This window comes from Luteimonas sp. J29 (assembly GCF_000472505.1).
Lineage (GTDB): Bacteria > Pseudomonadota > Gammaproteobacteria > Xanthomonadales > Xanthomonadaceae > Luteimonas.
Genome location: NZ_AWZR01000007.1, coordinates 1 through 11,463 on the forward strand (window position 1 = coordinate 1; position 11,463 = coordinate 11,463).

The window sequence follows — 11,463 nt, forward strand, 5'->3', positions numbered from 1 at the left end:
TGCCTCGCAAGCGGTCCCGCAAACCTTCCTTGACGTCCGGCCCGGCGCAGCGCGCCGGGCGTTCGGAGAGGGCGCGAGGCAGTGCCTCGCAAGCGCCCTCTCCTCACCCACTCCTCCTCCTGAAGAGGAACCAGGAGACGGCGAGCATGGCCAGGGGGGGGATCGCGTAGGCCACGCGGTAATCGAAGCCGTACACCGCCGCCAGCTTCACCACCTGGTTCTGCAGCAGCCAGAAGCCGAGCGCGAACACCACGCCGATGAACAGGCGCCGGCCCAGGCCGCCGCTGCGCAGGCTGCCGAAGGCGAACGGGATCGCCGCCAGGCACAGCGCCAGCACGTTGAACGGGTAGAACCAGTGTCCCCAGTAGTGCTCTTCGAACTCGCTGGCATCGAGCTGGTTGCGCTTGCGGTAGTCGATGCCCTGGCGCAGTTCCGCCGCGCTCATGTAGCGCGGGCGCCAGATGCTGGCGCTGGCGGCCAGCGCGGCGGCGTCCAGGCTGGATTCCCAGCGCTCCTCGGGGATGTCCACCTGGGTCAGGGACCGCTCCTCGAAGCGGGTGCGGCGCACGTCGCGCAGCAGCCAGCCGTTCGGCCGGTGCTCGGCCACGCGCGCGTGGGCGATGGACGCCAGGCGGCCGTCGGGCTCGAACTCGAACAGGCGCACGTCGTGCAGTTCCAGCCAGCTTTCGTCGCCTTCGCTGCGCTCGCGGCCGGACTGGGCGTTGAGGAACACGTCGCCCTCGCGCGCCCACAGGCCGGAGAACTGGGCGACCATCATGTCGTTGGAGCGCGCGGCCGACTTCATCACGTCGCCGCTGCGCTGCGCCCAGGGGGCGAGCGTCTCGGCGTTGACCATCATCAGTCCGGTCAGCACCAGCAGCGGCAGCGCCACCGAGGCGGCCAGGCGCTTGCGCGACAGGCCCAGCGCGCGCAGCGCGGTCAGCTCGGAGCTGGCCGCCAGCTGGCCCAGGCCCATCAGCGAGCCGATCACCGCCGCGGTCGGGAACATCATGTACAGGCGCCGCGGGATCGTGTGGGCGATGTAGGTCACCGCCTCGAACATGCCGTAGCGGCCCTGGCCCACGCTGCGCAGTTCGTCGACCGTGGCCAGCACCAGGTCGAGGCCGGTCAGCACCGCCCAGGTGAGCAGGATGGTGCCGATGACCACGCGGGCCACCAGCAGGTCGTGCAGGCGCAGGATCGGCCTCATCGCGCCGGCCCGTTCACGAGCGCCGCCGCGGCCGGCGCACGCGGCCGTCGCCGAAGTACATCCAGGCCCCGAGCGCCAGAAGCGGCAGCAGCAGCCACCACAGGCCCGCGGCCACCGGCAGCTTGCCCGAGGCCAGGCCGTTGGTGCCCAGCAGCATCAGGTTCACCCCGAACACGTAGGCCAGCAGGCCCATCAGGATCCGGCCCCAGCGCGCCTGCCGCGGCGGGCTGCGCGCCAGCGGCACCGCCAGCAGGGCGAAGGCCAACGCCAGCAGCGGCGGCGCGATGCGGAAATGCAGCTGCGCGCGCGCTTCCCGGCGGCCGTCGCCCAGCAGGGTGAGGGTGGGCATCAGCTCGGGGTCGTCGTCGATGTCGCGCGACTCGGCGTCGGGCAGCCGCACCTCGTTGCTGGCGTAGCGCATCAGGCGGAAATCCCTGCCGCCGTCCATGGGACCCTCGACCCGGAAGCCCTCGTCGAGGGTCAGGTAGCGGGTGGTGCCCTCGACGGTGAGGGTACCGGTGCGGGCCGAGGTGACGTCCATCCGGCCCTCGTCCTGGCGATAGATGAACACGCGCCCGAGCCAGGTGCCGTCGTTGGACATGGCGTTGGCGTACACCACCCCGCCGCCGCCCGGCAGCTCGACGAAGCGGCCGGCCTCCAGGCCGGCGACGAGCAGGCTGCGCTGGCCGACCTCGATCATCCGCTGCGAGTACTCGCGCGCCCACGGCCCCAGCCACATCGAGCAGGCCGCGATCACCAGCACGAACGGCCCCACCAGCATCATCAGCGGGCGCAGCAGCCGCACCGGGCCGACCCCGATCGAGGTCAGCACCGGCATCTCGCTGTCGCGGTACAGGCGCCCCACCCCCATCAGCAGGCCCAGCATCAGGCCCAGGGGCAGGATCATCGGCAGGTAGTTGAGGACCTGCAGGCCGAGCTGGGCCAGCATCATCCCCGCCGGGACCCGGCCGCGGACGATGTCGCCCAGCACGTCGGCGAACACCGCGCCCAGGCTCACGACCATCAGCACCACCAGCGCCGCGAACGTGGTCTGCGCGAATTCGCGGAACAGGTAGCTGTCGAGCTTCGGCATCGGCTGGGGGCTTGGATTAGACTAGGGCGTTGCGTCCGGACCGTGCCGGCACGGCCTCGGCGCGTCCCGGGGCCCGCAAGGCCGCGTCCGGGCGCCGATTGTACGGAAGTCCCCTCGGAATCTGATCAATGACCCTCGAATTCACCCTGAACCGCGGCCCGGCCGCGGAAGTCGCGACCGACTGCATCGTGGTAGGCGCGTTCACCGGCGGCGCGCTCACGCCCGCCGCGCAGTCGCTCGACCGCGAGGGTCGCCTGGCCGCGCTCGCCGCGCGCGGCGACGTGTCCGGCGCCACCGGCCGCACCCAGATGCTGCACGACCTGCCCGGGGTGGCCGCGCCCCGGGTGCTGGTGGTCGGGCTCGGCGAGCGCGCCAAGTTCGGCGTGCCCCAATACCTCAAGGCGGTGGCCGACGCGGTGCGCGCGCTGCGTACCGGGCCCGTGAAGAAGGCGTTGCTGACGTTGACCGATCTGCCGGTCGAGGGCCGCGACGCGGCCTGGGCGGTGCGCCAGGCGGTCATCGCCGCCGACCACGCCGCGTACCGCTACGTCGCCACCCTCGGCGCGAAGAACAAGAAGCGCGAGGAAAGCGGCCTGTCCGCGCTCGCCGTCCAGGGCGACGACGAACAGGCGCTGGAGCAGGGCAAGGCGATCGCCGCGGGCGTGGAGTTCGCGCGCGAGCTCGGCAACCTGCCGCCGAACATCTGCAACCCGGCCTATGTCGCCGGGCAGGCGCGCGAGTTCGCGTCGCGCGTGGACGGCGTCGAGGTCGAGGTGCTGGAAGAGGACCGGATGGAGCAGCTGGGCATGGGCGCGCTGCTCGCGGTCGCGCGCGGCTCGGCCAACCGCCCGCGCCTGGTGGTGCTGAAGTGGAACGGCGGCGGCGATGCCCGTCCGTACGTGCTGGTGGGCAAGGGCATCACCTTCGACACCGGCGGCGTCAACCTCAAGACCCAGGGCGGGATCGAGGAGATGAAGTACGACATGTGCGGCGCGGCCGGCGTGCTCGGCACCTTCGTCTCCGCGGTCGGCCTCAAGCTCCCGATCAACCTCGTGGTGGTGGTGCCCGCGGTCGAGAACGCGATCGACGGCAATGCCTACCGTCCGTCCGACGTCATCACCTCGATGTCGGGCAAGACCATCGAGGTCGGCAACACCGACGCCGAGGGCCGCCTGATCCTGTGCGACGCGCTGACCTACGCCGAGCGCTTCAATCCGCAGGCGCTGGTGGACGTGGCCACGCTGACCGGCGCCTGCATGGTGGCGCTGGGCCGCTTCGCCTCCGGCCTGATGACCAGGCACGACGACCTGGCCCAGGAACTGCTGTCCGCGGGCGAAGACGTGTTCGACCGCGCCTGGCGCCTGCCCCTGTGGGACGAGTACCAGACCCTGCTCGACTCCAACTTCGCCGACGTCTACAACATCGGCGGCCGCTGGGGCGGCGCGATCACCGCCGGCTGCTTCCTCTCGCGTTTCGCCGAGGGCCAGCGCTGGGCGCACCTGGACATCGCCGGCAGCGCCAACAGCGACGGCAAGATGGGCATGGCCACCGGCCGGCCGGTCGGCCTGCTGAGCCAGTGGCTGCTCGACCGCGCCGGCGCCCGCTGAGGCCGGCGCGTGGCGGGTGGCCCGCGGCCGCGTGGCCCGGCCCCTGACCCGGGCGACAGCACGCACCTGAAAGGAACCCCTGCCCCGCCATGCCGCGCGCCGACTTCTACCTGATCGCCAAGCCCCGTTTCCGCGACCAGCCCCTGCGCCTGGTCTGCGAGCTGGTGCGCAAGGCCTACCACGCGAACCTCTGGACCCTGGTGCTGGCCCGCGACACGGCCCAGGCCGAGGAGCTCGACGATCTGCTCTGGGACATGGGCGAGGACGAATACATCCCGCACCAGATCGCCGGCCGCGACGACGAGGACGACGTCACGCCCGTGCTGATCGCCGATCCGCAGACCGGCACGCCGATGCGGCCGCTGGTGCTCAACCTGCGCGACGCGCCGGTCGCCGGGGATTTCGAGCGGGTGCTGGAAGTGGTGCCGGCCGACGAATCCGCGCGCGGGCCGCTGCGCGAGCGCTGGAAGCACTACAAGGCCCAGGGCTTGGAACTCAACAAGTACGACATGTAGGAGCGGCTTCAGCCGCGACCCGGCGCCCCGTTTCCGGGCAGCCGGCCCGCCGCGACGCACCGCCGACGACAAGACCGCCATGACCGACCAACTCGCCCCCAGCTACGACCCCGGCAGCTTCGAATCGCGCCTCTACGCCGAATGGGAGGCGTCGGGCGTGTTCGCCCCGCGCGGCGACGGCCCGGCCTACACCATCCTGCTGCCGCCGCCGAACGTCACCGGCACCCTGCACATGGGCCACGCCTTCCAGCACACGCTGCAGGACGCGCTGGTGCGCTACCACCGCATGCGCGGCTACCGCACGCTGTGGCAGATGGGCACCGACCACGCCGGCATCGCCACCGAGATGGTGGTCAGCCGCAACCTCGCCATCGCCGGCACCGGCGAGACGCGCGATTCGCTCGGCCGCGAGGGCTTCATCGCGAAGGTCTGGGAGTGGAAGCAGCAGTCGGGCGACACCATCGAGCGCCAGATGCGGCGCCTGGGCGCCTCGGGCGACTGGTCGCGCAAGGTGTTCACCATGGACGAGGGCCCGTCGAAGGCCGTGGTCGAGGCCTTCGTACGCCTGCACGAGCAGGGCCTGATCTACCGCGGCAAGCGCCTGGTGAACTGGGACCCGGTGCTGCAGACCGCGGTCTCCGATCTCGAGGTGGTGAGCGAGGAGGAGGACGGGTTCCTGTGGTCGATCCGCTACCCGCTGGCCGATGGCCGCACGTACGAACACGTCGAGCGCGACGCCGACGGCAACGAGGTGCTGCGCGAGACGCGCGACTACCTGGTCGTGGCCACCACCCGTCCCGAGACCATGCTCGGCGACACCGCGGTGATGGTGCACCCGGACGACCCGCGCTACGCCGCCCTGCACGGCGCCTTCGTCGAGCTGCCGCTGAGCGGCCGCCGCATCCCGCTGATCACCGACGACTACGTCGACCGCGACTTCGGCACCGGCGTGGTCAAGGTCACCCCGGCGCACGACTTCAACGACTACGCGGTGGGCCAGCGCCACGGCCTGCCGATGATCAACATCTTCACCGGCACCGCGACCGTCAACGACGAAGCGCCGGTGAAGTATCGCGGCCTCGACCGCTACGAGGCCCGCAAGGCCGTACTCGACGACCTCGAGGCGCTGGGCCTGCTCGCGGAGACGAAGCCGCACAGGCTGCAGGTGCCGCGCGGCGATCGCAGCGGCCAGGTGATCGAGCCCTATCTCACCGACCAGTGGTTCGTGCGCATGGACCGGATGGGGCGGCGCGGGATGGAACTGGTCGAATCCGGCCAGGTGAAGTTCGTTCCGCCGAACTGGATCAACACCTACCGCCACTGGATGGAGAACATCCAGGACTGGACCATCAGCCGCCAGCTCTGGTGGGGCCATCGCATCCCGGCCTGGTACGACGACCAGGGCAACGTGTACGTCGGCCGCGACGAGGCCGACGCGCGCGCTCGCGCGGGCCTGTCCGCGGACCTGGCGCTGCGCCAGGACAGCGACGTGCTCGAGACCTGGTTCTCGTCCTCGCTGTGGCCGATCAGCACCATGGGCTGGCCGGACGAAGAGGCGATGCGCGAGCGCGGCTTCGACGCGTTCGTGCCCAGCAGCGTGCTGGTCACCGGCTTCGACATCATCTTCTTCTGGGTCGCGCGCATGATCATGATGACCGACGCGCTGGCCGGGAAGATCCCGTTCCACGACGTCTACATCACCGGCCTGGTCCGCGACAAGGACGGGCAGAAGATGTCCAAGTCGAAGGGCAACATCCTCGACCCGCTCGACATCATCGACGGCATCAGCGCCGACGCGCTGGTCGCCAAGCGCACCACCGGGTTGATGAAGCCCAAGGACGCGCCGAAGATCGAAAAGGCCACGCGCAAGGAGTTCCCCGACGGCATCGCCGCGCACGGCGCCGACCCGCTGCGCTTCACCATGGCCGCGCTGGCGGGGCCGGGCCGCGACATCAAGTTCGACCTCGGCCGCGCCGAGGGCTACAAGAACTTCTGCAACAAGCTGTGGAACGCGACCCGCTTCGTGCTGATGAACACGGAGGGCTTCGACGCCGCCACCGCCCCGGCGTCGCCGGCCACCGACGCCGAGAAGTGGATCCTGTCGCGGCTCGCCCACGCCGCCGCGCAGGCGCGCGAGCACTTCGCCAGCTACCGTTTCGACCTGCTCGCGCAGGCGCTGTACGAGTTCGCCTGGAACGAGTTCTGCGACTGGTTCGTGGAACTGGCCAAGCCCGCGCTCAACGGCGACGACGCGGTCGCCGCGGCGAGCACCCGCCGCACCCTGCTGGCGGTGCTCGAGGCACTGCTGCGCCTGGCGCATCCGCTGGTCCCGTTCGTCACCGAGGAACTGTGGCGCCACGTCGCGCCACGCCTGGGCATCGAAGGCGCGACGATCTCGCTGCAGCGCTACCCCGAGCCGGGCGACTTCGCCGGCGACCACGCGCGCGCGGAGGCCGACGTGGAATGGCTCAAGGCGATGGTCACCGCGCTGCGCCGGATCCGCAGCGAGCTGGGCGTCTCGCCCAACCGCCAGGTGGCGCTGCTGGTCCAGCACGGTGCCGCGGACGACCACGCGCGCCTGCAGCGCTTCGCCGCGCAGCTGCGCTTCCTGGCCCGGCTCGAGCGGATCGACGCGATCGGGGGCGAGCCGCCGCCGGCCGCCGCCGGCCTGGTCGGCGAGCTCAGGCTGTTCGTGCCGCTGGAAGGGCTGGTGGACCTGGAGGCCGAGCGCGCGCGCCTGGACCGCGAGATCGCGCGGGTGGCGGGCGAGAAGGAGAAGAGCCAGGCCAAGCTGGCGAAGTTCAGCGAGAAGGTGCCGGCCGCGGTGGTCGAACAGGAGCGCCAGCGCCTGGCCGACTGGACCGCGCAGCACGACGCCCTGAGCCTGCAGCGCGCCCGCCTGGGCTGAGCCCGGGGGCGGCTGGCTGGTTTGCCGCGGTTCCCGCGTTCTCCGGGTAAACGCCCGGAGAACGTGCATGCGCCTGGTCCTGCTGCTCGCCTGCCTGTCGCTCGCCCTGCCGCTGTCCGCCGCCGAACTGCTGCTGGTCAACGGCCGCATCTGGACCGGCGACCCCGACCTGCGCGAAGCCAGCGCCATCGCGATCCGCGACGGGCGCATCGTCGCAGTCGGGGACGAGGCCACCGCGGCTGCCGCGCTTCCGGCCGGCACCACGCCGATCGACCTCGGCGGCCGGCGCGTGGTGCCGGGCATCAACGACGCCCACGTGCATCTGGGCGCGCCGCCGATGGCGACGTTCCTCAGCCTGCCCGCACCGGACCCCGGCAGCGCCGAGGTCGAGGCCGCACTTGCGGCCGAAGCCAGGGACGGCGACGGCTGGATCATGGGCGACATCGGCGCCGCCGTCTGGAACGACCCGGCCTGGCACCAGGCCCGCCTGGACACCCTGCAGCCCGATCGTCCGGTGATGCTGCAGGTGTTCACCGGCCACGGCACGCTGCTCAATACCGCCGCGCAACGCGCCCTGGGCATCGACCCCGCCGTGGAAGTGCCGGGGGGCTGGTACGGCAGCGCCGAGGGCGGCTTCGACGGCCGGCTCTACGAGTACGCGCAATGGCGCAACCTGTCGCTGGCCCCGCCGCAGCCCGATGCCCGCGAGACGAAGTCGATCCAGCTGTACGTGGACGCCACGCTGCGCTGGGGCACCACCTCGCTGCAGGCCATGACCTGGATCCGGCCGGAGCGCTTCGTCGAGCTGTGGCGCGCCTCCGGCGCGCCCACCCGCCTGCGCCTGGTGCGGCTGCCGCTGCCGGGATCGTTCGACGAACCCGTCGTCGCCGATGCGCTTGCGCGGCATCCGCCGGGCGCGCCGCGCGTCACCATCGCCGGCACCAAGTGGATCATCGACGGCACCCCGGTCGAACAGGCCGCGCCCCTGGCCGTGCCCTACCCCGACACCGGCGCGACCGGACGCCTCAACTTCGACCGTGCGCGCATCGAGGCGCTGCTGCGCGAAGCCCTCGCGCGCGAGGACCAGCTGCTGCTGCACGTGAGCGGCGACGTGGCCGCGGCCACGGTCATGGACGCGATGGCGGCGATCGCCGCGCCCGCGCAGTGGCGCGCGCGCCGGCTGCGCTTCGAGCACGGCGACGGGCTCACCCCGGCGCTGATGGCGCGTGCCGTGCAGTTCGGCATCGTGGTCGTGCAGAACCCCTCGCACCTGGCCATGCCGGGCGACCATCCGTTCACCGCCCTGGTCCGCGAGCGCCGGTTCTCCCCGCTGTCGGACGTACTCGAGGCCGGCCTGCCGCTGGCGCTGGGCAGCGACGGCCCGCCCAATCCCTGGCTCAACATGATGTTCGCGCTCGCGCCCACCACGCGGCCCGACCAGGCGCTGACCCGCGAGCAGGTGCTGCGCGCCTACACCGCCGGCAGCGCCTTCGCCGAGTTCGCCGAACAGGAGAAGGGACGCCTCGCGCCCGGCCTGCTGGCCGACCTCGCGGTGCTGTCGCAGGACGTGCTGGACCCGGCCCTGCCGCTGGAGGCCCTGCCCGCCACGCAGAGCGTGCTGACCGTGGTCGACGGCGAGATCGCCTGGCGCGATCCCGCGTTCTGAACGCCCGGCTAGAACCCGGGCATGCGCCCGGCGTCGTCGCCCAGCAGTTCCTTGGCCATGACGATGGCGTCCTCGCGCCCGTCATGCGCGGGGTAGTAGCGCGGGCGGCGGCCGATCTCGTTGAAGCCCTCGTCCTGGTACAGCGCGATCGCCACCGGGTTGGACGGCCGCACTTCCAGGAACACGCGCGCCGCCCCCTGCCCGCGCGCGACGCGCTCGAGGCCGCGCAGCAGGCGGCGGCCGTGGCCCCGGCCCTGGTGGCCCGGATCGATGCAGACGTTGAGCAGGTGGGCCTCGCCGGCGCCCACGCTCAGCACGCCGTAGCCGATCGGGCCCTGGTCCGATTCCAGGATCCAGGCCGGATAGCCGGCGCGCAGGCAGTCGCGGAAGATGCCCTGCGTCCACGGGAACGGATAGGCGCGGACCTCGATCCGCATCACCTCGTCGAGATCGTCCTCGCGCATCGGCCGCAACCGGGTGCGTGGCCGGTCCGCCGTGCCCGCCACGGCGTTCATCCCCGCGCCGTCCGGGCCCGCAGCGCGCGCAGCCGTGGCCACAGAGCGCGCCGCGCGCGCGCGTCGCGCAGGCCGCCTGGCGGCAGCAGGGACCGGCACAGTTCCAGCGCGGCCGCGTCGTCGGGGCCGCATCCCGCAGCGCGCAGCAATGCCAGCAGCAGCCGGTCGGGCGGTGGCGGACGCCGGACATCGCCCCTGGGGGGCGCCGGATCGGCCGCGGGCGGCGGGACCGGCCCGGCGTCCGCCCGGCCCGCCAGCGCGAAGACGGTGAACCCCATCGCCTCCAGGCACTCGCGCTGCAGCGGGTCGAAGCTCATGGCGCCCCTGCCTGCTGCGCCGCTTCCTGGCGGCGCCAGAACCACAGCACCGGGCCCGACAGCGCATACAGCGTGGACGCGGCGAGCAGCGTCTTGGGCGGATCGACCCACAGCGCGATCAGCACGCCGACCGCGATCAGCAGGGCCACGAACGGCACCCGCTCCGCGCGCGGCCCGGTGCCGCTGCCCTTGAAGCTGTTGTAGCGCAGCCGGCTGACCATCAGCAGGCCGGCGACCACGGTCACCACCAGTGCGCCGTAGCGCAGTTCCTCGCCGGCGTAGTCGAGCTCGTGGCAGGTCCAGACGAAGCTGGCCATCAGTCCCGCCGCCGCCGGGCTGGCCAGGCCGATGAACCAGCGCCGGTCCACGGTGCCGACCTGGCTGTTGAAGCGCGCCAGGCGCAGCGCGGCGCAGGCCGCGTACAGGAACGCCGCCAGCCAGCCGATCTTGCCCAGGGTCGGCCCGTCGAGCTTCATCGAGGCCAGCGCCCAGTGGTACATCACCAGCGCCGGGGCCATGCCGAAGCTCACCAGGTCGGCCAGCGAGTCGTACTGCACCCCGAACTCGCTCTGGGTGTTGGTCAGGCGCGCCACGCGGCCGTCGATGCCGTCGAGGATCGCGGCCACGAAGATCGCGATGCAGGCGGCGCCGTAGCGCCCCTGGGACGAGGCGATGATGGCGAAGAAGCCCGCGAACAGGCCGCCGGTGGTGAACAGGTTGGGCAGCAGGTAGATGCCGCGGCCGCGCGCGGGCGGCGTCGTCTGGGGCTCCATCCGCGCAGTGTAGCGCCGCCGCCACGGCCCCGCGCACCGCCGCGGCTGCCGTCGCCAGTCACGTTTCCGCACCATCGCGCTTGCGCGGGGGCCGGGCCGATGCTGCAATCGGCGCCGGACCACGTCCCCCGCAGGAGCCTGCCGATGCCCCGTCTCACCCTCCTGGTGTTCGTTGCCGGCCTGACCGCCTCCGCCGCGGCCTTCGCCGGGGAGGTCTACCAGTGGAAGGACGCCAACGGCGTCACCCATTACTCGCAGACGCCCCCGCCCAGTGGCGCCTACCAGCTGCGGCAGATCACCTCGACCGGCGCCTCCACCGCGCAGGCCAGCGCGCCCACGACGGTCGAGGAGAACCCCAACTGCGCGACCGCCCGCGGCAACGTGGCCGCGCTCAGCGGCAACCAGCCCGTGCACGAGGCGGGCGAGGACGGACAGCCCGGGCGGGCACTGAACGACGCCGAGCGCGCGGCCCAGCTCGAGCTGGCCAGGGCCGCGGTCAAGGCCTACTGCGACACGCCCGCGGGCTGACCCGTGCGCGTGGCCTGGGCCGCAGTCGCGGGCGCCCTGGGCGCCGGCGTGCTGGCCTGGTGGCTGGCGCGCGATCGGTCGCCCGGAACGGACGCGGGGAGCGGCGAAGTCGGTGAACCGGCACCCCCGGGCGCGCAGCGCGGCCAGGTGCTGTACCGCTGGCGCGATGCCAACGGGGTGGTGCAGGTCACCGACGTTCCGCCCGCCGGCCGCGAATACACCGTGGTCGACGTGGCGGCGCTGGAACGGCGCAACACCATCGATCCCAACCCCGCGCTCGAGGCCGGACGCGGGCAGTGAGCGCGGCCGCGGGCGGGTCGCATGGCAGAAT

Annotated in this window: 11 protein-coding genes; 6 read left to right on the forward strand and 5 right to left on the reverse strand. The window is 72.4% G+C overall.

What is annotated here, in order from left to right:
• Positions 1–103: 103 nt before the first annotated feature.
• Entirely contained in the window at positions 104–1,210 is a 1,107-nt protein-coding gene (lptG, locus tag LUTJ29_RS0112090; protein WP_027072739.1) for an LPS export ABC transporter permease LptG, read from the reverse strand.
• A 13-nt stretch (positions 1,211–1,223) separates the two neighbouring features.
• Positions 1,224–2,303 carry an LPS export ABC transporter permease LptF gene (lptF, locus tag LUTJ29_RS0112095; protein ID WP_027072740.1) on the reverse strand — a complete coding sequence of 360 codons (1,080 nt, stop codon included), beginning with the start codon at positions 2,301–2,303 and terminating at the stop codon, positions 1,224–1,226.
• 128 nt (positions 2,304–2,431) lie between these two features.
• On the opposite strand from lptF, the gene LUTJ29_RS0112100 reads away from it, so the two are divergent.
• The 4 genes from LUTJ29_RS0112100 (at position 2,432) to LUTJ29_RS0112115 (ending at position 8,999) form a co-directional block, all read left to right on the forward strand.
• Entirely contained in the window at positions 2,432–3,910 is a 1,479-nt protein-coding gene (locus tag LUTJ29_RS0112100; protein WP_027072741.1) for a leucyl aminopeptidase, read from the forward strand.
• Between the two features lie 89 nt (positions 3,911–3,999).
• Positions 4,000–4,425, forward strand: coding sequence for a DNA polymerase III subunit chi (locus LUTJ29_RS0112105; protein WP_027072742.1), 426 nt, complete (start codon positions 4,000–4,002; stop codon positions 4,423–4,425).
• A 79-nt stretch (positions 4,426–4,504) separates the two neighbouring features.
• Positions 4,505–7,333, forward strand: a complete 2,829-nt coding sequence (locus LUTJ29_RS0112110) for a valine--tRNA ligase (protein ID WP_027072743.1) — start codon at positions 4,505–4,507, stop codon at positions 7,331–7,333.
• Positions 7,334–7,400: 67 nt separating this feature from the next.
• Positions 7,401–8,999 (forward strand): amidohydrolase family protein, encoded by a 1,599-nt coding sequence (locus LUTJ29_RS0112115; RefSeq protein WP_027072744.1) that lies wholly within the window; start codon positions 7,401–7,403, stop codon positions 8,997–8,999.
• Positions 9,000–9,007: 8 nt separating this feature from the next.
• Here LUTJ29_RS0112115 and rimI read toward each other — a convergent pair whose 3' ends face one another.
• The 3 genes from rimI to pssA are packed head-to-tail and all read right to left on the reverse strand — an operon-like array spanning position 9,008 to position 10,604.
• Positions 9,008–9,514, reverse strand: a complete 507-nt coding sequence (gene rimI / locus LUTJ29_RS0112120) for a ribosomal protein S18-alanine N-acetyltransferase (RefSeq protein WP_027072745.1) — start codon at positions 9,512–9,514, stop codon at positions 9,008–9,010.
• Positions 9,511–9,831, reverse strand: a complete 321-nt coding sequence (locus LUTJ29_RS17325; protein WP_051322983.1) for a hypothetical protein — start codon at positions 9,829–9,831, stop codon at positions 9,511–9,513. Before LUTJ29_RS17325 ends, rimI begins: the two co-directional genes overlap by 4 nt.
• Positions 9,828–10,604, reverse strand: coding sequence for a CDP-diacylglycerol--serine O-phosphatidyltransferase (gene pssA, locus LUTJ29_RS0112130; protein ID WP_027072746.1), 777 nt, complete (start codon positions 10,602–10,604; stop codon positions 9,828–9,830). The genes LUTJ29_RS17325 and pssA overlap by 4 nt, the downstream gene beginning before the upstream one ends.
• Positions 10,605–10,748: 144 nt before the next feature.
• Between pssA and LUTJ29_RS0112135 the strand changes: the two genes are divergently transcribed.
• Entirely contained in the window at positions 10,749–11,132 is a 384-nt protein-coding gene (locus tag LUTJ29_RS0112135; protein WP_043741410.1) for a DUF4124 domain-containing protein, read from the forward strand.
• 9 nt (positions 11,133–11,141) lie between these two features.
• Positions 11,142–11,432 (forward strand): DUF4124 domain-containing protein, encoded by a 291-nt coding sequence (locus LUTJ29_RS0112140; RefSeq protein ID WP_186441931.1) that lies wholly within the window; start codon positions 11,142–11,144, stop codon positions 11,430–11,432.
• Positions 11,433–11,463: the final 31 nt, after the last annotated feature.

Excerpts from the sequence above, each read along its gene's own strand:
- LUTJ29_RS0112100 (WP_027072741.1), top strand. The coding sequence starts at position 2,432 with ATGACCCTCGAATTCACCCTGAACCGCGGCCCGGCCGCGGAAGTCGCG.
- lptF (WP_027072740.1), bottom strand. The coding sequence starts at position 2,303 with ATGCCGAAGCTCGACAGCTACCTGTTCCGCGAATTCGCGCAGACCACG.
- LUTJ29_RS0112105 (WP_027072742.1), top strand. The coding sequence starts at position 4,000 with ATGCCGCGCGCCGACTTCTACCTGATCGCCAAGCCCCGTTTCCGCGAC.
- pssA (WP_027072746.1), bottom strand. The coding sequence starts at position 10,604 with ATGGAGCCCCAGACGACGCCGCCCGCGCGCGGCCGCGGCATCTACCTG.
- LUTJ29_RS0112110 (WP_027072743.1), top strand. The coding sequence starts at position 4,505 with ATGACCGACCAACTCGCCCCCAGCTACGACCCCGGCAGCTTCGAATCG.
- LUTJ29_RS17325 (WP_051322983.1), bottom strand. The coding sequence starts at position 9,831 with ATGAGCTTCGACCCGCTGCAGCGCGAGTGCCTGGAGGCGATGGGGTTC.
- LUTJ29_RS0112135 (WP_043741410.1), top strand. The coding sequence starts at position 10,749 with ATGCCCCGTCTCACCCTCCTGGTGTTCGTTGCCGGCCTGACCGCCTCC.
- LUTJ29_RS0112115 (WP_027072744.1), top strand. The coding sequence starts at position 7,401 with ATGCGCCTGGTCCTGCTGCTCGCCTGCCTGTCGCTCGCCCTGCCGCTG.
- rimI (WP_027072745.1), bottom strand. The coding sequence starts at position 9,514 with ATGAACGCCGTGGCGGGCACGGCGGACCGGCCACGCACCCGGTTGCGG.
- lptG (WP_027072739.1), bottom strand. The coding sequence starts at position 1,210 with ATGAGGCCGATCCTGCGCCTGCACGACCTGCTGGTGGCCCGCGTGGTC.